The following is a 21,604-nucleotide window of genomic DNA, read 5'->3' as shown; positions in this document are numbered from 1 at the left end:
AGTGAATGATCCTCACCGGAGCATATTCGACATGGCCCAGATCATCGACATCAGCCGCGAAAGCAACGATCCGCCCACGCCCATGGACCGGGCGAAGGAGCTTCAACCGCTGATCGCCAGCCACGCTGCGGAGGCAGAAGAACAGGGCTGCATCGTGCCGCCCGTCTTCGAAGCGCTGAAAGCCGCTGGGCTGTTCCGGATCACCGTGGCACGCCGCGCCGGGGGTGAAGGCGCGTCCATGCGAACCTTTGTCGAAACAGTCGCCGAAATCGGAAAGGTATGCCCTGGTTCCGCCTGGGCCTATGGCCTTCTGACCGGGACGACCGGCATGGTCGCGTCGCTGCCGCACCATATGACGCAGCAGCTTTCGCGGAGAGGGGATGAACTCAGCTGTTTCATCGGGGCCAAGACCGGTGTCGCGGTGAAGTCGGGCGATGGCTATGTCGTGACTGGCCAATGGCCCTACGCGTCGGGATGCCTGCATGCCGACTGGGCGCTTTGCGGGGTGATCGTGCGCGATGACAGCGGCGCGCAGATCGACACCGGCAGTCTGTTCATTGACCTGGCGAGCAACGATGTCGAAATCGTTCGCGACTGGAATGTTGCCGGCATGTCGGCATCGGGCAGCAACCGCGTGAAGGCGGACGGGCATGCTGTGCCGGCAACGCTGTTCGTTCGGGATAGCGATCTGGCGAACATGGCCGCCTTCGTGGGCGCCAATCCTCCCGAACCGCGCGACCTCTGGCCGTTCGAACCGCAATTCGGCCTCACCGTCCTTCCTTCCATGATGGGAGCGGCGGCCGGATTGCTGGAGGCGGTCCGGCAGAAGATGAACGATCGCCCGATCATCGGCTGGCAATATGATCGCCAGTCGGATTCCCAGCAGCTGCTGGCCAGGTTGGGCGAAGCAGCGATCAAGATCGATTCCGCCTGGATGCATGTCCACAGGGCATGCGACGTGGTCGACCGCATTGCGCAGGAACGGCCCGCCACCATCATGGAGAAGGTGAAAACGCAGGCCGATTGCGGCTATGCCATGCGCCTCCTGAGAGAAGCGGCCGATATTCTGCTCGACATCGCCGGGCCAAGCACCTTCGTCCTGTCCAGCCCCACCCAGCGGCTGTGGCGGGACCTTAGCGTGGGGTCGCGCCATAATGCGCTCAATGCCGGCCTGTCGCTGGAACTGCTTGGCCGCGCGATGACGGGCGGCAAGTCGAACATCCGGAACATGCCTGAAATCTGACCGTTCTTCGCGCCCCCACTTTGGAGCAAGCCATTCAGGAGGCCCGCCGGGAAGGTTGCGCAAGCAGCCTCCCCGGCGGTATGGCGTCAGGTGTTGGGCACGATCGAAGCCATGAAGTCGTCGTCCGGGCGCATCCCGTAGCCGGACGTCATGCGGTTCGTGAGGTTGAACACCGCCGCGGTTTCGATGACATAATAAATTTCCTCGTCGCTCAGTCCGGTATCGCGCAACGACTGCACATCGGCGGCTTCCATCCGGCCGGGCTGTTCGGTCAATTTGACGCAATAGTCGGCAATGGCTCGTTCCTGCCGGCTTAAGCCGACCGCGCGATAGTTGATGGCGATCCGCCGCGCCCGCCCATGGTCGCCGATCAACTCGCCCAGCTTGTGGCTATGGATGATAAGGCAGGTGGGGCACGCATTCACGGCGGAGACGACGACGCCGATGAATTCCCGCTGCGCCATGGTCAGAGCGCCATATTCCGGATCGAGAAATATCGGCTGCATGTAAGCGCCGCTGCGCTCGAATCCCGCCTGATTATAGGACGCGATGATGCGCGTGGAGTGCAGTTCGGGCACTTCCATGTTTTCGACCCACTCCTGCGGAAGCTCATAGCCTTCCACCCCCGAAAGGTAGCCATAAGGGTCTCCAGCCCCCTTGTAATCGAGCGTTAGGGTCGGTTTGTCTTCAGGCATTGCACTCTCTCCTGTCAAATCCTTGTCGGTAGAAGCTGTTCAGCCCGCAATGAGGACGGAAACGCAACAACCGGCGATTCGTGATTTTCTTCGCAACCGGGATAGTTCAACGCTTCACCATTATCGATTCACTGATGGAATGACGCCGAAAATATATCAGACTGGTAATTGCCGAGCGCGCACATTGCGGGCAATCTCGCGTGACCCGCTTTTGGATCGATGAACGATAAACAACCCCAGGAGAGACAGGATGGCACACTCAGCGAGAAAGGCAATCGAACAGCCTGGCGCGGAATATGTCGCTATTTCCGGGCGTGCGCGGGAGCGCACAGTCGACCTGCCATCGATGAAACACAGGGTCAGCGACGCCGAATGGCAAATCCGCGTCGACCTCGCCGCCGCCTATCGCCTGATAGCCCATTTCGGCTGGGATGATGTCATCTTCACGCATCTTTCAGCGCGTGTTCCGGGACAGGAAAATCATTTCCTGCTCAATCCGTTCGACCTGATGTTCGAGGAAGTGACCGCATCCAGCCTGGTCAAGGTTGACGTCGATGGCGTTCCGACCGACCCTACGCCGTTCACCATCAGCCCGGCGGCGTTCGCGGTCCATTCGGCGGTGCACATGTCGCGGCACGACGCCCAGGCCGTCCTTCACCTGCACACCCCCTATGGTCAGGCTGTCTCTGCGCAGTCGCATGGCTTGCTGCCGCTTACCCAGAGCGCCATGGCGATATGCTCGGACCTTGGCTATCATGACTATGAAGGCGGCGTCCAGTTGAACGAAAGGGAGCGGATCGTCGCCGATCTCGGCGGAAAAAGCACGATGCTGCTCCGGAATCACGGCACGCTCGCGGTCGGAGAGACCGTCGGGCAGGCATTTTTGAAGATGTATTTTCTCGAACGCGCATGCGAGGCGCAGGTCCACGCCCTGTCCGCTGGCACGGATAATCTCCATCAGGCGTCGCATTCCGTCATCGATGCGATGGCAAAGGAGGCGCCCGTGGTTCTCAAGGCGATGGCGGATTCGCTCGCATGGCCGGCATTGCTCCGCAAAGCCTATCGACTTGACGCCCGATTTGCGGAGTGATCGCGGTCACACCGCGCAGGATGCACAAAGCTTGTTGCCCGCCGGATCGCGCAAATAGGCCGCATATGCGCCGAAGCCGCTGCGTACGCCGGGAGGATCTTCGCAGCTGGTGCCCCCGGCGCGCAGACCGGCATCATGCCATGCCTTGACTTGATCCGGCGTACTGGCGGCGAAGCCGATCGTCCCCCCATTGGCGCTGCAGGCCGCCTTTCCGTCAATCGGCCTCGTGATGCCGAATGCGCCTGTCGGCATGCGGTAGAATACTCGTCCTCTGGAATCGGTATAGCCGGGGCCGACACCCAATATCTCGAACAGGGCATCGTAGAACCGTCTCGATTTCTCGATATCATCGGCGCCCACCATGACGTGCGTGAACATCGCCTTCTCCTGTCCCCAACTCGTTGCTGAATCGTCTTGCCTGCGCTACCGAAGTCATTTCTATTTCGGAACCTTAAGATCGATCAACTTTCGCAAGGTCCGATCTATCCTTCCGCCTGGTGAAACTGCCGCGCATTCCAGACGGGCCGTTTGAGGCCAAGATGGTCGCGAAGCGTGCTTCCTTCATAGTCCTGGCGGAACAGCCCCCGGCGTTGAAGTTCGGGCACGACCAGCCGGCCGAAATCCCGCATTCCCGACTCCAGTGGAAACAACGTCATGAAGCCATCGGCGACGCCTGCTGTGAACCACTCCTCCATCACGTCGGCGACCTCGCCGGGCGATCCGTAGATGGTTTTGGCTGAACGCGACTGCGAGAATTTGTAGTAGAGCTCGCGCACTGTCATCGGCCGCTCGGATAGCCACTCGCGCAAGAGCGCATCCGCCGATTTGCTGGAGTTGGCCTCGACTGGAAGCCGGTCCAGCGTGACATAATCGTCGACATCCAGGTCCATGACGTCGGTTTCCAGGTCATAGGAAACGGTATGCTTCATCAATTCAGGATGAAGCCTGCGCTGCATGTCCTCAAAAGCGTCGGTCGCTTCCTGAGCTGTTTCGCGGACGACGACCTGTAACGCGCTCAGAACGCGCATCTCGTCGCGCTCGCGGCCATATTTGGCCAACTGCCCTTTGATATCCTCGTAAAATTTGCCGGCGCGTTCCAGCGTGCCGTTGATCGAGAAAATCACCTCTCCAAATCGCGCGCCGAAATCCTGGCCGTCTCCGGAGGCCCCGGCCTGCACCAGTACGGGCCAACCTTGCGGCGGCCGTCCCAGATTCATCGGACCACGGACGTTATAATATTCTCCCTTGTGATCGAGGGCATGGATTTTGGTCGGGTCGAAATAGTAGCCGGACTGGGGATCGCGGCAGAAAGCATCGTCTTCATAACTGTCCCACAAGCCCAGAACCACTTCCGTGAATTCGTGGGCGCGCTTGTACCGATCGGCGTGCGCGATGGTATCATGGCCGAAATTAGGGGCGGCGAGGGGGTGCCGGCCCGTGACGATGTTCCAGCCGAACCGGCCACCGCTGATATGATCGACAGACGCCGCGAGACGGGCGAGATTAAACGGTTCCCAGAAGCTGGTGCAGGCGGTCGACACCAGCCCGACGCGCGACGTCGCCTGCGAAAGCGCGGCCATTTGCGTAAACGGCTCGAGCATGTTTGCGTAGGTTGGCTGGCGCGCGACGGCGTCGATGGGACCGGGCCGGATCGACGAAGAATCTGCCTGAAAGATAAAATCCAGCTTGGCCGCTTCGGCCTCCCTCGCCATCTCCGCGAAATGGTGGATATCATTTGCAACGTCCCTCCGGTCGGTAAATTCTTGCCAACCTGCGGCGTGAGTCCCAGCCGGCTCCATCAGCCAGCCTATCACCATCTGACGGTCGTTCGACATCGCATCCTACTCCTGGTTCCGGACAAAGACTGAAAGCCGATGGCGAGTCGCCCCGTCAAAGCCTTTCAATGATGGTCATTAATGTACTTCATTAGCAGCGCCGCGCAACAGCTATCTAGCCTACACCTCGGCTGACGGTCAGACCAAGGCGCGTGCAAGCGGCATAAGCGCCGGTTTTGTCAAAGGCGTGATGCGGACCGCATCATTTCCAATGCGGGCGCGCGGGTTGCGTCCACGGCGTTCGCCTTGACAATAGTGTCTTGGGATGGAGGCACCGATATGCCGGCCGCGATCATGTCCACGAGGTTGGCGACATGCAATTCACACATCTCGCGGCTCTCATGGAAAGACATCGCCTCTACCCGCGAGAGGCCCCACACGACATCGCGACGCAGGATCGTTCTTCGTACTTCAAGGATCATCGGGTCGACCCCGGGTATCGTTCGAAGAAGATCATTGGCTTCGGTCAGCGCGGACGAGCTGGATTCGAATTCCGATGCTAGATACTGGAACTTCTCGATCGACCATAAGTGCGAAATGAAACGAACCCAGTAGCAGTTCCGCCAATTCAGAAAGATCTCGTCAGCCATCGGAAGAATGAAGATGGATGCGATCTCGCGCGGTGAAATTAGCTTCTCCCGCCTGTCCCTGGCTTGCTGAAGCAGTTGTTGTCGACGCGCATTGAGCGTGGCGATGCGATAGCTGAGGATGGCCCTGATAAGACCTTCGCGGGACCCGAAATGATAATGCGCGGCCGATTCATTTCGCTGCCCGGCGTCGATGGCAATCTGCCGCATCGACGTCCCTTCCATCCCGTTCAGCGCAAAGCGGCGCTCGGCCGCCACGATCATCGCTTCCTTTGTCGAGAGGTCCTTGGCCATTTGCTTCTTCGTCATTCTCCGGCGCTCCCGGTCGATCCGCCAACAAGCGCGATCATGCGAGGATGCAGTACGACATTTGCTTCAGAATGCATAATCGCTGCTAACGCGACGATGGGCCGATGCAAGCCTTGCCGGCCCCTCACCGCCGCGAGACATGAAGAGGTGGCGCGCGCGAGCCATGTAGAATGGGGCAAGCCTGTGCCATTGGGCACATTCCCTGGCACAAGGCGCCATGATAGCATTCGGCAAGAAATGACTGGGGACGCGGCGCTGCTTTTCAGTGTCGCGGCATAATGGCTTTGTCCTCAATACTGCAACAAGACAAGGCCTTTGGAGGGGTTGTGGCGTACACACATGTGAATAGTCCGATCAAGCTCGGCAATCTGGAAATCAGGAACAGGATATACAGACCGGCGCACGCGATGGGCCTGAGCTTTGGAATGATGAGCGACGCCGTGATCACTTATCATGAAGAGCGAGCGCGCAAGGGCGTCGGCCTTATCATCAACGAGATCGGATCGGTCCACCAGACAACCGCAGGGTTCATGGACATCTTCAGCCCGGCGGCCGAGGATGGGATGCGCAGGTTCGCCGATCGCGTAAAGGCGCACGGAACGAAGGTGTTCCAGCAACTCTGGCACGGCGGCCATTATGCTGGCTTCGACGGGTCGGTGCCGTGGAGCGCATCCGACGTGCCCAACATCGTGCGCCGCGTGGTTCCGACCCCGATGACCAAAGCCATGATCGACGCGATCATCGGAGCCTATGCCGACTGCGCCCGGCGCATGGAGGATTACGGTCTCGATGGCGTCGAGTTGCACTGCGCGCATGGCTATCTTCCCCATCAGTTTCTTTCCCCCGCTACCAACAATCGCGACGATGATTATGGCGGCAGCTTCGAAAATCGCGCCCGTTTCACGATGGAGCTCGTCGCCGCTGTCCGTGACGCGGTATCGCCTGATTTCGTCGTGGGCGTGCGCGTGGGCACAGATCTGACGCCCGGCGGCATCGGGCTGGATGACACGTTGCGGATCACGCACATGCTGGAAGAACGGCAACTGATCGATTTCGTGGACGTGTCGGTCGGCAACTATAACCGCAACGACAAGATGATCGGCGGAATGAACGAACCGGCCGGCTATGAAATGCCGACAAGCATTGCGATCACGCGCGCGGTCGGGCTGCCGACACTCGTCACCGGACGCTTCCGAACGCTGGAGGAGGCCGATCAGGTCATTCGCGCGGGCGACGCCGATATGGTCGGCTTCGTCAGGGCGATGATCGCGGACCCGAACCTCATCGTTAAGAGCCTGGCCGGCGAAAGCGAAAGGGTTCGCCCCTGCATCGCCTGCAATCAGGCGTGCGTCGCCAATCTTCTCATCGGGCTGGCGAGCGAATGCACCGTCAACGCGGGTGCCGGCCATGAGCTCGAACGGGGCGATCATCTGCTGGAGCGCGTGGCGGTCCCCCGCACGATCCTGGTAGTGGGCGGAGGCCCTTCGGGACTTGAAGCCGCGCGTGTAGCCGCCACGCGTGGTCACAAGGTTATCCTCGCCGAGGCCAGCCCGACGCTTGGCGGATCTGTGCGAGCCGCCGCGAAGGCGCCCGCGCGACACACATTGGCCGATATCGTCGTCTGGCTTGAGGCCGAAGTGTATCGACTCGGCGTCGATGTCCGGCTGAGCACCTATTTGGATGCCCAAGGCGCGCTCGACATCGGCGCGGATGCCATCGTGATCGCGACGGGGGCGATGGAGCGGATGGATGGGGTCCAGATTTCGCATCCCGGCGAGCCGATCGGCAATGTCGAGCGCAGGGGCGTGATCTCCTCGACGGAACTGTTCATGGCGACTCCGACAAATCTGGGGCGCAGCGCGGTCGTGATCGACGATGTGGGGCATTTCGAGGGCCTCGGGTCGGCAGAGTTCCTGATCAACCAGGGGCTGGAGGTCACCTATGTCACGCCCTGTATCGAACTCGCCCCGCTGGCCCGGACGACGCTGATGGTCGAACCCTATCTGCAGCGCATGCAGGGCAAGCCGTTCCGCTACATGATCCGCACGCGCGGCATCGCGATCGACGAAGGCGGGGTGCTGGTCGGCCCGTCCCATCTGTTCGGTACTGACGCCGACAGCGTCCGGCTGCCGGCCGATACCGTGGTCGTAATATCCCACAATCGTCCCAACCGCGACGTCTATGACGCATTGCTGGAGCAAGTCGATCATCTCCACATCGTCGGCGATGCCAATTCCCCCCGCTATCTCCAGGCTGCAATTCACGAAGGTCACAAGGCAGGCGCCGCTGTTTGAGGGCGCTCCAAAGAACAAGCGGGATGGAAAGGCCTGTCAAAGCCCGCGTGAAGTGCCGCCCGGCGCCTACGCGAAGGCCATGCATGCGCGCCGCCCAACCAGGCAAAAGGTCAAATGTGGCGCGCACCGGGTCGGCTAGCGAGATCAGTGTCACCATGGCTAGTCAGCGCGCGAAACCGTCAGAGGTGGCTTGCGCCAAGAAGGATCTGCATGCCTACGACGTCCCCTATCTCGAAGGAGAAGGCCGCGCGTTGGGGTCTTTCCACCCGGACCGGATCACAAGGCCGTTTGCGCAGCTGGCTGCGACGCGTGCGCCACTGACCGTCAGCGACCAGCCGCAGACTCCTCTTGCCCTGCGGCGGATGGGCGCTATCTCGCTGTTTCGACATCAGGGCGGGAGACAGAATGGGCCGCATCATCGGGAAAGTCGCGCGGGGCGCGGGCGCGGCGCTGCTGTTCCTGGTCGTCGCGCTATGTCTGGCCATCACCATCGTTCCGCCCTTCCTCGACCGCATCTATTATCAGGGTCCGGTCAGCCGCCATTTCGACGGAGCGCATTTTTCCAATCCGGATGGCGAAATCTTCTTTTCCACCCCGCCGGGCAGCAATCGGCGCGGCTTCATCGCGCGTTGGCTGCTGGCGCAGGATGGCCGGCCGCCATGGCCGGACGCGGTTGCGGTCAAGCCTGCCCGGCCGGCGCCCTTCGCCGCGCCACGAGGCATGGTCGCGACCTGGGTTGGTCATGCGACGGTACTCGTGCAGGCGGCGGGACTCAACATCCTGACCGACCCGATCTGGTCGGACTATGCCAGCCCCTTCCCGCCGCTGGGTCCGCGCCGGGTGACGCAGCCGGGCATCGGGTTCGACGACCTGCCGAAGATCGACCTCATCGTCATCAGCCACGATCATTATGACCATATGGACATCCCAACCCTCAGGAAATTATGGGAAAGGGACCGGCCGAAAATCATCACCAGCCTGGGCAATGACTCGATATTGAAGGCCCATGGCATCCCCTCGACAGCATTGGATTGGGGACAGTCGATCAGCGGCGCCGCGCTCAACGGCCTTGGCGACAGAACGGTGATCCAGTGTGAAAATTACGAACATTGCCCGGATTACAGGGTCCATGTGCTGCGCAACCATCACTGGAGCAGCCGCTGGGGCACCGATCGCAACCGCGCGCTATGGTCAAGCTTCGTCATCCAGACACGAGCGGGTAACATCTTCTTCGCCGGCGACACTGGCGCAGGCGATATGGCCTGGCCGGAGGAAGCCGCCAGGCTGGGTCCGATCCGCCTGGCGATGATCCCGATCGGCGCGTTCCGCTTCTTCCCGGGACAGATGGAGGCGGATTCGCACATCGGACCCCAACGCGCAGTGCAGGCGTTCGAAAAGTTGCGGGCCTCGACAGCGATTCCCATCCATTGGGGAACGTTCCGCCTCTCCTACGAAGCCTGGAGCACCCCGCCCCGGATGCTGGAACTGCATCTCCGCTGCGAGGGCATCCCCCGCGACCGCTTCGCGCCGCTGCGCATCGGCCAGTCGCTTCAGGTGCCCGGTTATTCCGCCGTGCGGCGTGGCACGCGGCACTGTGATCACCGGGCGATCGAGGCGCTGCAATAGCGACTGATCTGAGGTGATGAAGGCCCGACGCGGCCTCCATCCCCATGCCGCCTCAGGCCGGCGCGCCAGCGTCCAGTATCGCGCGCCAGTTGCTCATCGTCATCGAGGCCAGATATTCCGCCTGCATGTCGGCGGTCAGCATCTCGACCATCTGGCGTCCCTCGATCCACAATTCGATGACGCCGAAGGCGCCACCGCGCTTGCGATATTTGGCGGGCCAGCCTTCGCGCTTGGCGATGCCCATGATCTCGTCCTGGTTGAGCGGCGTGGCCAGCGCGGCATGAGTAGCGGTGAAGCTTTGATCGCTGCCCTGCTCGCCATAGGCGTCTGCGTCGCCCTCCTGCTCGCGCAGCGTGGTGCCGATCGGATAGACCTCGATCGCCGTGCCGCGGTCATCGCCCGCAAAGGCGATCCAGCTGCCGGGTGTCACCGGCGGAAAATAGAAGGCTTCACCGCGCCACATTTCCGCGATCACTTCTGCAACATGCTTCGGATCATGGGCGGCGATGGAAAGATGAAACAGCATGACACGACTCCCAGGCAGCAATATCAACGCTGCGCGGAGGATGGCACAGATGAAGGCCAGCTGCATTGGCGATTTCGGACGGCGGATCGTATCGGCCCCGCCGACCCGCAAAAGCAGGCAGTTTCACTGATGTCTCGCATCAGCAGGTGCACTGCCCCCTTCTGCTGGCATGCCCGACCGCGAACGTCAGGCCTTGCTGCATTCCCCCTGTCGCTTGCCGGTCAGGTCATGGGTGGTACGCAGCACGCGGCTGCCGTTCTGCGTCTTCGTCGTGATGCTGCCGAGCGTCAGCGTGTCGGCGGTGACATTGCCTTCCACTGCGATTTCCGACGTGCCCGCGCCGGACTTGCATGACAGGGTCGCGATCAGCCGGCCCTTGTGCAGCAGCTTGTCCTTGTAGGTGCAATCCTTGCCTTCGCTCCCTGCAAGGGCATCCGGATCGGGCAGCCCCTTGGCATCGATGGCGATGCACAGCTTGTCCTGCTCAGTCTGACTGAGCGCGGCCTGATATTCAGCCGGCGTTACGGTCGGTGTGTTGTAGCCGGTGGTCTTGCGCACGAGCGCCCATTCGCCGGCCCTCATCATGATGGGCGCCTCCACCGCCTCCGGCGCTGGCGCCGCGTCATTGCCGCACGCGGCAAGGCCGAGCGCAAGCATCAGCGGCGATGCCGCCAACATCAATTTCTGCATATCCTCTCCCCTGTTCTCTTCACGGAACGGGCGGAGGCTCGCTCGCGCGCGGGCAAAGCGCAAGAGAAAAAGCGGCAGTGCCCGGCGCGGGTGGGGCGTGGCAATCGGGCGCCCGAGCGAGCGGGCGCAGAGCCAGCATCGGTCCGCGCCCGCCGCCCGCATCCCCTACGACTTGGCGCAGGTCGCCCCGACCCACTTGCCGCTGCTCCTGGCCTTCATGTGCATGTCCATGCCGCCGGGCGCGCCCGCCATCTTCATGTCCATGTGCATTTCATAACTGTCCGGCGCGTAGCTGCCCGACATAACGGCGTTCATCGTGCCATGTTCGGACTTGCAGGCGATTTCGCCCTTCACCGATCCGCCGCTGACATCGAACCCCTTGTAGGTACAATCCTTGTTTTCCTGGCCGGAGAACATCTTGCCGCTGGGGTTCGCCGCTTCCTCGGGCGACACGCAATAGGTGATCGCCGTTCGGCTCATCGCCTTCTTCATCTGCTCTTTCATCTGCGCGCCGCCGCCCGGCATGTTCGGCATGTCGATGTCTTCCAGGTCGTAGCTGCCCTGCCACTGGCCCGGCTTGAGCTGGATCTTCTGTGCTTGCGCCTTCACTTCCTCGTGCGTTTGCGGCTCGCTTGCGGGCTTCTTGCCGCAGCCGGCGAGCAACGCCGCGATCCCCATCAGGCATAGAGCCGTCCTGCGCATCGATATCCTCCCTGTTGCACCCTTCCGATAGGGGAACCATATCAAGCAGCGATGACAATTCAAATCCGCACCACTCTGGACGAGCCGGAGACCGGCGAAGGCTTCGTCCCCCACCGCCCCGCGCGCCCCGAAAAGAGCGAGGGCGGGCGGAAGTTCAAGCTGGTTTCCGACTATGAACCCTCGGGCGACCAGCCGACCGCGATCGCCGAACTGGTGGAGCAGGCGCGCGCGGGCGAGCGGGACCAGGTGCTGTTGGGCGTTACGGGATCCGGCAAGACCTTCACCATGGCCAAGATGATCGAGGCGATGCAGCGCCCGGCCCTTGTGCTGGCGCCCAACAAGATATTGGCCGCACAGCTCTATGGGGAGTTCAAAAGCTTCTTCCCCGAAAATGCCGTCGAATATTTCGTCAGCTATTATGACTATTACCAGCCCGAAGCCTATGTGCCGCGGTCCGACACCTATATCGAAAAGGAGTCGAGCGTGAACGAGGCGATCGACCGGATGCGCCATTCGGCCACGCGCGCGCTTCTGGAGCGGGACGATGTGCTGATCGTGGCGTCGGTATCCTGCATTTACGGCATCGGCTCGGTCGAAACCTATGCGGCCATGACCTTTTCGATGAAGAATGGGCAGGTCGAGGATCAGCGGGAGATCATTCGCAAACTGGTCGCACTCCAATATAAGCGCAATGACGCGGCGTTCGCGCGCGGGAATTTCCGGGTGAAGGGCGACAATCTCGAAATCTTCCCCAGCCATTATGAGGACACGGCCTGGCGCGTTTCCTTCTTCGGCAACGAGATCGAGGAAATTGTCGAATTCGACCCGTTGACCGGGAAAAAGATCGCCGCACTGGATTATGTGAAGGTCTTTCCCAACTCCCACCATGTGACGCCTGGCCCCACGCTCAAGCAGGCGATGGAGGCGATCCGCCACGAACTGGCGGAGCGGCTGAAGGAACTGGTGGCCGAAGGCAAGCTGCTGGAGGCGCAACGGCTGGAACAGCGGACGAATTTCGACCTTGAGATGATCGCGGCGACAGGTAGCTGCGCGGGAATAGAGAATTATTCCCGCTTCCTGACCGGCCGCCTGCCCGGCGAGCCGCCGCCGACGCTGTTCGAATATCTGCCGGAGAACGCGCTGCTGTTCGTGGACGAAAGCCATCAGACCATCCCCCAGCTCGGCGCGATGGCGCGGGGCGACCATCGGCGCAAGATCACGCTCGCCGAATATGGTTTTCGCCTGCCAAGCTGCATCGACAACCGGCCGCTGCGGTTCAACGAATGGGACGCGATGCGACCGCAGACGGTCAGCGTGTCGGCAACGCCCGGATCGTGGGAGATGGAGCGGACCGGCGGCGTGTTCAGCGAACAGGTGATCCGCCCCACCGGGCTCATCGACCCGCCGGTCGAAATCAAGCCGGTTGAGGATCAGGTGGATGATCTGATCCACGAGGCGAAGGAGACGGCGAAGAAAGGCTATCGCACACTGGTGACGACGCTCACCAAACGGATGGCCGAGGATCTGACCGAGTTCATGCACGAAGCGGGGATCAAGGTCCGCTACATGCATTCGGACGTGGAGACGCTGGAGCGTATCGAACTGATCCGCGACCTGCGGCTGGGCGTCTATGACGTGCTCGTCGGCATCAACCTGCTGCGCGAGGGGCTGGACATTCCCGAATGCGGGCTGGTTGCCATCCTCGACGCGGACAAGGAGGGGTTCTTGCGCTCTGAAACCTCGCTGATCCAGACGATCGGGCGGGCGGCGCGCAACGTCGACGGGCGGGTCATCCTCTATGCCGATCGCATCACCGGTTCGATGGAGCGCGCGCTCAACGAAACCTCGCGGCGCCGCGAAAAGCAGCAGGCCTATAATCTGGAGCACGGCATCACGCCGACCACCATCAAGCGCAACATCGGCGACATCATCGCCCATGTGGCGAGCAAGGATCAGGTCACGATCGACACCGGCCTCGACGACAGGCCGCACCTCGTCGGCCACAATCTGCGCGCCTATATCGAGGATCTGGAAAAGAAGATGCGCGCGGCCGCCGCGGACCTGGAATTTGAAGAGGCCGGGCGAATCCGCGACGAGATCCGAAAGCTGGAGGCGGAGGAGCTTGGGCTGCCGGCGGAGGACCGGGTGGCCACGCCAAGGGGAAGGGCTGTCGAAGGGAAGCCTGGGACGCGGAAGTTGCGCTACGGAAAGACGCAGCGCAAGTTCGGACGATAACTCAGTTCGCAACGCCCCGGTCGGCGGCAGTCCGCACGATATCCGCATCGATCGCCAGCGCGGCCGCCTGATCCGCCTTGCCTTCACCGCCGTCCCCGGACGCGATCTTGACGAGCCCGCGCATGTAGAGCGGCCAGGCGGCATCCGGGGCAAGGATTAACGCTGCGTCATAATCGGCCCGTGCAGCCTTGAAGTCGCGCTTGCGGAAATAGACGAGCGCCCTGCTGTCGAGATACGCGGCGTTGACCCCGTCACGCTTGATCGCGCGATTGCAATCGTCGAGCGCCAAATCGAGATCCACATTGGCGAGACCGCGCGTCCAGCAGCGGCCGTTCAGCATCTTGCCCAGTTTACTGTCGGCGCGATGGGCGTCGATGACCGCGCTGTACAAGGTGATGGCACGCGCTGGCTGGCCCACTCCCACGAACAACTGGGCGACCTCCACGGCCGGCAGCGACGACGGCGCTATGATCTTCGCTGCCGCCTCGGTGTCGGCGAGCGCACCGGCTTTGTCGCCGTTGTTCAAGCGTTCACCCGCTCGCACGATAAGCAATTCGCCATTGGCGGGATCGATCGCCAGCGCCTTATCGATGTCCGCCTTCGCCCGATCGGTCGCGCCTTGGGCCTGGTAGGCCCGGGAACGGTCCCCATAGAAGCTGGCGTTTTGAGGGGCCAAGCGGATAGCTTCGCTAAGGTCCGCAAGCGCCGCTTCGGTTTTCGCCAATGCCAGACGGGCATTTCCACGCCGGGCGAACTCCTCTGCCGTCTTGGGGTCCTGGACGCCGTTTACGGCCTCTACCAGAACCTTGCCGACGGGTAGCGCAACCGGATGAGAACCAGCCTCATCGTCCGGAGACGGTCCTGTCAGGAAGGCCTTGCCGCCACTATAGGTGAAATAGATGCGACGTTGGCCGCGCGCGACATAGATGTGATGCGCCATCATGAAATCCGCACCCAGCAACATATCGGGCACAGGGCCGCCGCCGATACTGGCATCAATCACTTCCAACTTGGTGCGCAAAATCTCCTCATCTCCCACGGCGACGCTGGCCACCGGTACGATCCACCCCTTTTCCCGCCGTCGGCCGAAGCCGGTGACGCCATCAGATGGCACGACGCCCGGCCCGGTGAGGTCGATGCCCGCGCGTTCGGCTGCGCGGCGGCTGAGCAGCGACGTGGGTGCCCCGCTATCGAGTTCAGCCACAACGGTGACCCCGTTGATGCTGACGGGAAGGCGAAAAAGATGGTCGCGTGAATTGTCCCCTCTCATGAGCGGGACGCTGAAATAAGGCTTGCCCACCGCCCAGTAGGCGAGCCCGCCCTTGTCGCAATCAGTTGCATTTATGATCTTGACCGAACCGTTGGCGAGATCGAACTCGGTGTCCCCAATGGCCAACAAATTGCGGCCGATCAGACCGTTGCCGGCATCGCTGCCTCCCACCAGAAATTCGATATTCTTGAGGTTTTGGCCGACTATTCCGAATGTCTTGATCGTCGCCAGCCCCACGCTCGCCGAACCGCCAATGCCTACGACCATAAGGCCGGGGGGTGCGGCTCCGATGGGCAACTCCAGTTCCAAGGCCTTTGCCTTGGGCATGATGCTGAAGAAGGCGCCGCTATCCAGCCAGAAACGTGTCTCGCGGCCATTGACCTGCACCGGCACGCTGGCGCGCAGGCCCTCCATCGTCACGGGCAGGTTGGCCATGACGCCAAGCTTGCATCCGCCGGCACGAGCCGGGCCGCATATCAACAGCGACGACAATGCGGTCAGCAAGGCGAACAGCGCGCCCGCTTGTTTGAATCCCTTGGTCAATTGCCCCCCGTCATGGCTGTCCTTCGCCGCGCTGCGCGCGCCTCGTCGATATCGCGGCGGGGCGCCAATGGTCAATCGCGTGCGGCGGGCACCGCGATACACTTTGCGACAAATGGCCGCTGGCGCTGGTAGAAATTTACGACAATTGCGTCCTAGGGAAAGGCATGCCGTTCAAAGGGGATTTCATCGTGCGCCGCTCCACTTGTCCTGTCTTTTTCCTGCTCCTGGCGAGCGCTTCGCCGGGCGCGCTGATGGCGCAGGAGCGGCAGGATCGAAGCGGTTCACCGCAGGTGGACGACACCGACGAGATCATCGTCACCGGCCAGCCGCAGCGCGGAGCCGTGGTGGGCAATATCAAGCCGGAACAACAATTGTCGCCCGCCGATGTCCGGGCGCTGGGCGTCACCTCCATCGCCGAGATGATCACCGAATTGTCGCCGCAGACCAACGGCACGCCGGTGGTGTTGCTGAACGGCAAGCGCATTTCCAGCTTTTCCGAAATCCAGGACCTGCCATCCGAGGCGGTCGCCCGCGTGGACATCCTGCCGGAGGAGGTCGCGCTGTCCTATGGCTATGCACCCACGCAGAAGGTCGTCAACATCGTCCTGCGCCAGCGGTTCCGTGCCGAACTGGCCGACCTTCGCGCAGGCACCACCACTGATGGCGGCGGGGAAAGCGGATCGGCCGAAGGCGGCCTGCTGCGGATACGCGGCGACAATCGGCTGACGGTGAACGTCAAATATGCAACCGCCGCGTCACTGCTGGAAAGCGAGCGCGGCATCAATGCGGGCGCCAACGCCTCGCCCTATGTCGACATCACCCGCTACCGCACGCTGAGCCCCGCGACCGAGAATCTGTCGGCCAACGCTACCTATGCGCGTGCACTGGGCAAGGTGTCGATGTCGGTAAACGGCCGCGTCGAACTGTCGGACAATGATGCGCTGCAGGGCCTGCCGGCCAGCACGCTCAGCCAGCTTTCGGGCAGTCTGCTTTCGCCGATCGCGCCGGATGGACAATTCTATCGCGACCTGCTGGGCAACAGTGCGCTGCGACAACAGGTACGCGGCACTACCGGCCATCTCGGGCTGACGCTGAATGGCCTGCTGGGCGGTGGGTGGCAATGGTCCTTCACCGGCAATGGCGACATTTCCGATACGCGCACGCGGACGGACCGATCGACGACGGTCGACCGGGCAAGCGCCAGGTCGCAAGCGCTGGCCGGCGACCTGCTGCTGTCCGGCCCGCTGTTCAACCTGCCGGCGGGTGCCGTCACCAGCGCTGTGCGGCTGGGCGCGTCTGCCACCGGCTTTGAAGGCTGGTCGATCCGGGGCGGCGTCGAGCGGGACAGCGACTATCATCGGGAAATTGGCAGCGGTCAGGTCAGCCTGGACGTGCCGCTCACAAGCAAGGCAAAGGGCGTGCTGGGCGCCCTAGGCGACATCGGCGTCAATGTGAACGCGGCCGCCCAGCGGCTTTCCGACTTCGGCACGCTGTCAACGCTCGGCTACGGACTGCGATGGCGACCGATTCCCGCTGCGCAGTTGCTGGTGTCGGCCAATCAGGACCGCGCCGCACCGACCGGCAACCAGATCAGCGATCCGGAAATTTCGACCCCCAATGTCTCGGTCTTCGATTATCGGACCGGCCAGACGGTGTTCGTCAACCGCATCTCCGGCGGCAATGCCGACCTCAAGGCAAGCGTGCGCGACCAGTTCCGGCTGAGCGCGACGATCAAGCCGTTCGACAAGCCCAACCTGACGCTGACCGCCACCTATCTGAACAGCCGCACGACCAATCCGATCGCCACCTTCCCCGAGCCGACGCCGGCGATCGAGGATGCGTTCGACGGCAGGTTCACCCGCGTTGGTGGGGTGCTGACACAGATAGACGCGCGGCCGATCAACTATCTGCGGTCGCAAAGCGAACAGTTGCGCTGGGGCTTCGACCTGTCCTTCCCGCTGAAATCGCACATTCAAAAAGTCATCGAAGCCTGGCGAGCGGCGGGGGCGAAGCCTGAGGATCGGCCCAAGGAGTTGCAGGATCTGCGCGGCCTGTTCGGCAATCGCGGCCGCGGCGAGCAGGGCCAGGCGCCGCCGGGCGGCCCGGACGGCGCAGCGCCTGGCGGGCCGGATAACGCGGGCCGGCGCGGCGACGGGGGGCAAGGCGGTCCCGGAGGAGGAGGCGGTCGGCCGGGCGGGGGCTTTGGCGGACCGGGTGGTTTTGGTGGCGGACGAGGCGGTGGCGGCGGCGGACGGCTGAGCTTCAGCCTCTATCATACATGGCATCTGACCGAGAGCATCCTGATCGCGCCGGGCGTGCCACAGCTCAATCTGCTGGACGGCGACGCGACGGGATCGTCCGGCGGCCAGCCCCGGCACGAGATTGAGGGACGAGTCGGCTACAGCAACAACGGCCTGGGCGCGCGGCTGGGCGTCAACTGGGAAAGCGGCACCCATGTCAACGGCGCCCTGAGCGGCACGAGCGGCGGCCCATCACGACTTGACTTCGGCAGCCTGACCACGGTCGACCTGCGGCTGTTCGCAAATCTGGGGCAGATGCCCTCGCTGGTGAAACGGCATCCCTTCCTGCGCGGAGCACGCGTGTCGATCGGCATCGACAATATCTTCAACGCGCGCCGGGACGTGACGGATGCCAGCGGGATGACGCCGCTGCGCTATCAGCCCGGATATCTTGATCCGTTGGGGCGCACGATCACCATCTCCTTCCGCAAGCTGTTCTTCTGACCGGCGGGGGTTAAACCTCTCCATCTCGGATCCGTTATGAACTTCATAAAAGGGTCGGAGGACAGCATGAGCAAGCCGATACGGATCGTGGTAGTCGATGATTCGCTTACCATTCGCGCGATGATCGAAACGCTGCTGGAGCGCGACTGCCGCTTTGAGGTCGTGGGCATCGCCCGCGACGGCGAGGAAGCGATCGACCTCATCGCGCGGGAAAAACCCGATGTGGTGACGCTGGACATCGCGATGCCGGGCAAGGACGGGTTGACCATTCTGGACGAGATCATGGCGATGGACCCCTGCCCCGTCATCATGTTGTCCACCCTGATGCGCGAAGGCACGCCTATCATGGCCGAAGCGCTGGACCGGGGCGCGGCGGCCTGTTTCAACAAGGCCATGATCGCGCGCGAAGCGACACGCTTCATCGGCCTGATCAAGGATGTGGCGCGCGGTCTTGCCCGCCCTCAGTTGGTGGCGATCGCCGCCTGACGGCCTCCCCGCATAGGACACCTCAAAACAGGGGCCTCAGGATAAGCGGGTCCTGCTCTTCTGTGCCGTAATCAGTCTGCCTGATTGGCCATGCCGCATCAGGAAGCGAGGGATCGCGGCACGGCTCGCACGGCGGCAAGATCGACTGCGCTCGTGAATTCGACGCCGATGCGATCATCCCGCGACCAGCGCGTCATCGCGTTGACGGTCTGATTGTCGCAGAATTCGACCGCAAGTAACGTGCCCTCGGGCACGTTCCACAGCCCTTCGATGAGCGCGCCGGTGGCAGAGATATTGCGAATCCGCCCCGTATAGACGCAGCCGTCATGATGCACGGCGATGGTCCGCAGCATCGTCTTGCGCTCGGGACGGCTGGAGCGGAAACCCTCGGCGAAGGCGCGCGTGCCGTGGCTGCGCTGGCGGGCGATCACCGCTTGCGCGTCGAGCGGCCGACCATAGACATAGCCCTGGATATGGCTGCATCCCAGTTCGCGGATCAGCGCCAGTTCGTCCTGGGTTTCGGCGCCCTCGGCGGTGGTGTCCATTCCCAGCGCCTCGGCCAGGCTGACGATGGCGCGGATGATCGCGCTGTTGCGGCTGCCATCGATCACCGCCCCTCGCACGAAGCTCTGGTCGATCTTGATCTTGTCGAACGGCGCTTTCTTCAGATAGCCGAGCGAGGAATAGCCGGTGCCGAAATCATCCAGCGCCAGGCGCACGCCCAGCCTTTTGAGGCTGGCGAACATGCGCTCGGTGCCGTCATCGTCGTTCAGGAACACGCTTTCGGTGATTTCCAGTTCCAGCCGCTCAGGCGCCAGCTGGGCCGAGGCAAGCACATTCATTACGGTCGACGGCAGGCCGGGATTGGCGAATTGGATGGGCGACACATTGACGGCAACGCGGATGCCCCCTTCCCACTGGGCGGCATCGCGGCAGGCGGTGCGCAGCACCCAGTCGCCAATCGCCCCGATAAGGCCCGTATCCTCGGCAATGGGAACAAAGACGGACGGGGAAATCGGCCCACGCTCCGGATGGTTCCAGCGCAGCAGCGCCTCATAGCCGGTGATATGTTCGGTGCGCGCCGATACAACGGGCTGATAGACAAGATGCAGTCCGTCCGAAACCAGCGCGCGGCGGAGGTCCTCTTCCAGCTGCCGGCGATCTTCCGCGTCGGCGTGCATGTCCGACGAATAGAAGCGATGGACGCCCCGGCCGCCACCCTTGGCCGCGTAGAGCGCCAGGTCCGCATTGCGGATCAGGGCATCGGCGGTGGTGGCATCTTGCGGACAGGCCGAGATGCCGATCGACACGCCGATCACAACCACCGTGCCCTCGACGGAATAGGGTTGCGATACGCTGTTGATGATGGTCTGCGCCAGCTGCGTCAACATGACCCGGTCGTGCCGTCCGGGCAGCAATATCTTGAATTCATCGCCCCCCTGCCGACCGACGAGGCCCAGGTCGCCGACCACCCGTTGCAGCCGCTGGCTAACCTGGCGCAGCAGGGCGTCGCCAGCGGGATGGCCCAATGTGTCATTGACCGACTTGAAGCGGTCAAGGTCCAGCATCATCAACGTGCAATCCCGCGCCTGCCCGACCTTGCCAGCGACCGCTTCCTCAAGCGACCGGAGCATCTGCACCCGGTTGGCAAGGCCGGTCAGCGAATCGAACTGCGCCAGCCGCGTAACCTCGGCCTGGCTGCGGCGCATTTCGGTGAGATCGGTGCCGCTGCCGCGAAAGCCGTGAAACTGGCCAAATTCGTTGAACACCGGCTGCCCCGAAATCGACCACCAGCGCTCTTCCCTCGCCATCGCGGCGCGCACGGCGATATCGGAAAAGCCGGTACGGGCCGACAGGTGAAAGCCAAGCGTACGCTCGCCATCGCCATGCTGGCGGTCGCCCGCGCGGATGATGTCGGTAATCGGCCGGCCGATCAGATCGTCTTCCGGCAGGTCCAGCGTCCGCGCCAGCGTTCCGGAAATATAGGTGAGACAGGCATGACGGTCCGTTTCCCAGAACCAGCCCTGCCCGGATTGCTCATATTCGTGCAGCAGCCGGTCGGATCGCTGCGCGCGCAGGTCCTGCTGATGCAAGGCGATGGCCCGGTCGCGATCGGCGGTCGCCTGCCGCAGAGCCGCGACCAGCATGACGGCGATGCAGCTGATCAGCAGGCCGACCTGCGCGAAACTGGCGCCCTCCAGCAAGGAGACGGCCAGCGTGCCTATAAAATAGCTGATCCCCAGCAGGCGGCGATCCCCGAAAATCGATACCGCGAGCAAGGCGACGGCGATCTCGGCGGCCAGGCTGACCGAAAGGCCCTTGAAGAAAAACGGCGGACCCAGCAGCAGGCTGAACGTCAGGCCCGAAAGGAACACCGTCGGCAGCATCAGCCATTTCTGCACGTGCGGGCGCCGCCGCTGGAAGCGCTCGTCCCGCGGCACCACGATCATCAGCCCGTCGACCAGCAGCATCGCCGCGAGGATGACGGCATGGCCGACATTGCCGCTCTGGTAGAGCGGCACATGCAGCAGGGCGATGGCGCAGAGCTTGCCCAGCAGCACCATCGGCCAGAGCCGGGCAAAATGCACGAAAGCGCCCGATATCCAGAAAGCGGACACTTCGGTGCCGCTTTCCGCAAGGCCAAGCGCAGCCGCAAGGTCGCTGCCGCGAAATTCAGGGCCGGTGATCTTTGCGCGGGAAGGAGCCATGCCCTTTCCCTAAACAACACA

General features: G+C 62.7%; 16 protein-coding genes. 7 read left to right on the top strand and 9 right to left on the bottom strand.

What is annotated here, in order from left to right; all coding sequences use genetic code 11:
• The first annotated feature begins 31 nt into the window (after window positions 1-31).
• Window positions 32-1,243 carry an acyl-CoA dehydrogenase family protein gene (locus tag AAC640_RS09375; RefSeq protein WP_340265849.1) on the top strand — a complete coding sequence of 404 codons (1,212 nt, stop codon included), beginning with the start codon at window positions 32-34 and terminating at the stop codon, window positions 1,241-1,243.
• 86 nt (window positions 1,244-1,329) lie between these two features.
• Here the strand turns inward: AAC640_RS09375 and AAC640_RS09370 are convergent, their stop codons facing one another.
• Entirely contained in the window at window positions 1,330-1,938 is a 609-nt protein-coding gene (locus AAC640_RS09370; RefSeq protein WP_340265848.1) for a peroxidase-related enzyme, read from the bottom strand.
• Between the two features lie 250 nt (window positions 1,939-2,188).
• Here AAC640_RS09370 and AAC640_RS09365 point away from each other — a divergent pair, with 250 nt between their 5' ends.
• Window positions 2,189-3,028 carry a class II aldolase/adducin family protein gene (locus AAC640_RS09365; protein WP_340265847.1) on the top strand — a complete coding sequence of 280 codons (840 nt, stop codon included), beginning with the start codon at window positions 2,189-2,191 and terminating at the stop codon, window positions 3,026-3,028.
• Between the two features lie 6 nt (window positions 3,029-3,034).
• Here AAC640_RS09365 and AAC640_RS09360 read toward each other — a convergent pair whose 3' ends face one another.
• The 3 genes from AAC640_RS09360 to AAC640_RS09350 form a co-directional block, all read right to left on the bottom strand.
• Window positions 3,035-3,406, bottom strand: a complete 372-nt coding sequence (locus tag AAC640_RS09360) for a VOC family protein (protein ID WP_340265846.1) — start codon at window positions 3,404-3,406, stop codon at window positions 3,035-3,037.
• 104 nt (window positions 3,407-3,510) lie between these two features.
• The gene (locus AAC640_RS09355) at window positions 3,511-4,863 is read right to left on the bottom strand and encodes an NtaA/DmoA family FMN-dependent monooxygenase (RefSeq protein WP_340265845.1); all 1,353 of its coding nucleotides are present in this window, start codon (window positions 4,861-4,863) and stop codon (window positions 3,511-3,513) included.
• 179 nt (window positions 4,864-5,042) lie between these two features.
• Window positions 5,043-5,759: a TetR/AcrR family transcriptional regulator gene (locus tag AAC640_RS09350; protein WP_340265844.1), complete on the bottom strand. Its 717-nt coding sequence runs from the start codon at window positions 5,757-5,759 to the stop codon at window positions 5,043-5,045.
• A 326-nt stretch (window positions 5,760-6,085) separates the two neighbouring features.
• Between AAC640_RS09350 and AAC640_RS09345 the strand changes: the two genes are divergently transcribed.
• Window positions 6,086-8,053 (top strand): oxidoreductase, encoded by a 1,968-nt coding sequence (locus tag AAC640_RS09345; protein WP_340265843.1) that lies wholly within the window; start codon window positions 6,086-6,088, stop codon window positions 8,051-8,053.
• 405 nt (window positions 8,054-8,458) lie between these two features.
• Window positions 8,459-9,679: an MBL fold metallo-hydrolase gene (locus tag AAC640_RS09340; protein WP_340265842.1), complete on the top strand. Its 1,221-nt coding sequence runs from the start codon at window positions 8,459-8,461 to the stop codon at window positions 9,677-9,679.
• Between the two features lie 52 nt (window positions 9,680-9,731).
• Here the strand turns inward: AAC640_RS09340 and AAC640_RS09335 are convergent, their stop codons facing one another.
• The 3 genes from AAC640_RS09335 to AAC640_RS09325 all read right to left on the bottom strand — a co-directional run bounded on the left by AAC640_RS09335 (window position 9,732) and on the right by AAC640_RS09325 (window position 11,597).
• Window positions 9,732-10,205, bottom strand: coding sequence for a hypothetical protein (locus AAC640_RS09335; protein ID WP_340265841.1), 474 nt, complete (start codon window positions 10,203-10,205; stop codon window positions 9,732-9,734).
• Window positions 10,206-10,391: 186 nt separating this feature from the next.
• Entirely contained in the window at window positions 10,392-10,895 is a 504-nt protein-coding gene (locus AAC640_RS09330; RefSeq protein ID WP_340265840.1) for a DUF3617 domain-containing protein, read from the bottom strand.
• Between the two features lie 165 nt (window positions 10,896-11,060).
• A complete protein-coding gene (locus AAC640_RS09325; protein WP_340265839.1) occupies window positions 11,061-11,597 on the bottom strand; it encodes a DUF3617 family protein in 537 nt (178 codons plus the stop codon).
• 51 nt (window positions 11,598-11,648) lie between these two features.
• On the opposite strand from AAC640_RS09325, the gene uvrB reads away from it, so the two are divergent.
• Window positions 11,649-13,832, top strand: a complete 2,184-nt coding sequence (gene uvrB / locus AAC640_RS09320) for an excinuclease ABC subunit UvrB (protein WP_340265838.1) — start codon at window positions 11,649-11,651, stop codon at window positions 13,830-13,832.
• A gap of 1 nt (window position 13,833) precedes the next feature.
• On the opposite strand, the gene AAC640_RS09315 is transcribed toward uvrB, so the two are convergent.
• The gene (locus tag AAC640_RS09315) at window positions 13,834-15,645 is read right to left on the bottom strand and encodes an aspartyl protease family protein (protein WP_340265837.1); all 1,812 of its coding nucleotides are present in this window, start codon (window positions 15,643-15,645) and stop codon (window positions 13,834-13,836) included.
• 164 nt (window positions 15,646-15,809) lie between these two features.
• Here AAC640_RS09315 and AAC640_RS09310 point away from each other — a divergent pair, with 164 nt between their 5' ends.
• Window positions 15,810-18,389 carry a TonB-dependent receptor gene (locus tag AAC640_RS09310; protein ID WP_340265836.1) on the top strand — a complete coding sequence of 860 codons (2,580 nt, stop codon included), beginning with the start codon at window positions 15,810-15,812 and terminating at the stop codon, window positions 18,387-18,389.
• 66 nt (window positions 18,390-18,455) lie between these two features.
• Window positions 18,456-18,875, top strand: a complete 420-nt coding sequence (locus AAC640_RS09305) for a response regulator (RefSeq protein WP_340265835.1) — start codon at window positions 18,456-18,458, stop codon at window positions 18,873-18,875.
• A gap of 98 nt (window positions 18,876-18,973) precedes the next feature.
• On the opposite strand, the gene AAC640_RS09300 is transcribed toward AAC640_RS09305, so the two are convergent.
• Window positions 18,974-21,583, bottom strand: a complete 2,610-nt coding sequence (locus AAC640_RS09300) for an EAL domain-containing protein (RefSeq protein WP_340265834.1) — start codon at window positions 21,581-21,583, stop codon at window positions 18,974-18,976.
• Window positions 21,584-21,604 lie beyond the last annotated feature (21 nt).

This window comes from Sphingobium mellinum (assembly GCF_037860795.1).
GTDB classification, from domain to species: Bacteria; Pseudomonadota; Alphaproteobacteria; order Sphingomonadales; family Sphingomonadaceae; genus Sphingobium; species Sphingobium mellinum.
Note: the sequence above shows the minus strand (reverse complement) of the source record. Positions and strands in the feature narration are given on the sequence as shown.

Excerpts from the sequence above, each read along its gene's own strand:
- AAC640_RS09365 (WP_340265847.1), top strand. The coding sequence starts at position 2,189 with ATGGCACACTCAGCGAGAAAGGCAATCGAACAGCCTGGCGCGGAATAT.
- AAC640_RS09370 (WP_340265848.1), bottom strand. The coding sequence starts at position 1,938 with ATGCCTGAAGACAAACCGACCCTAACGCTCGATTACAAGGGGGCTGGA.
- AAC640_RS09340 (WP_340265842.1), top strand. The coding sequence starts at position 8,459 with ATGGGCCGCATCATCGGGAAAGTCGCGCGGGGCGCGGGCGCGGCGCTG.
- AAC640_RS09305 (WP_340265835.1), top strand. The coding sequence starts at position 18,456 with ATGAGCAAGCCGATACGGATCGTGGTAGTCGATGATTCGCTTACCATT.
- AAC640_RS09300 (WP_340265834.1), bottom strand. The coding sequence starts at position 21,583 with ATGGCTCCTTCCCGCGCAAAGATCACCGGCCCTGAATTTCGCGGCAGC.
- AAC640_RS09360 (WP_340265846.1), bottom strand. The coding sequence starts at position 3,406 with ATGTTCACGCACGTCATGGTGGGCGCCGATGATATCGAGAAATCGAGA.
- AAC640_RS09330 (WP_340265840.1), bottom strand. The coding sequence starts at position 10,895 with ATGCAGAAATTGATGTTGGCGGCATCGCCGCTGATGCTTGCGCTCGGC.
- AAC640_RS09355 (WP_340265845.1), bottom strand. The coding sequence starts at position 4,863 with ATGTCGAACGACCGTCAGATGGTGATAGGCTGGCTGATGGAGCCGGCT.
- uvrB (WP_340265838.1), top strand. The coding sequence starts at position 11,649 with ATGACAATTCAAATCCGCACCACTCTGGACGAGCCGGAGACCGGCGAA.
- AAC640_RS09350 (WP_340265844.1), bottom strand. The coding sequence starts at position 5,759 with ATGACGAAGAAGCAAATGGCCAAGGACCTCTCGACAAAGGAAGCGATG.
- AAC640_RS09325 (WP_340265839.1), bottom strand. The coding sequence starts at position 11,597 with ATGCGCAGGACGGCTCTATGCCTGATGGGGATCGCGGCGTTGCTCGCC.
- AAC640_RS09310 (WP_340265836.1), top strand. The coding sequence starts at position 15,810 with ATGCCGTTCAAAGGGGATTTCATCGTGCGCCGCTCCACTTGTCCTGTC.
- AAC640_RS09335 (WP_340265841.1), bottom strand. The coding sequence starts at position 10,205 with ATGCTGTTTCATCTTTCCATCGCCGCCCATGATCCGAAGCATGTTGCA.
- AAC640_RS09375 (WP_340265849.1), top strand. The coding sequence starts at position 32 with ATGGCCCAGATCATCGACATCAGCCGCGAAAGCAACGATCCGCCCACG.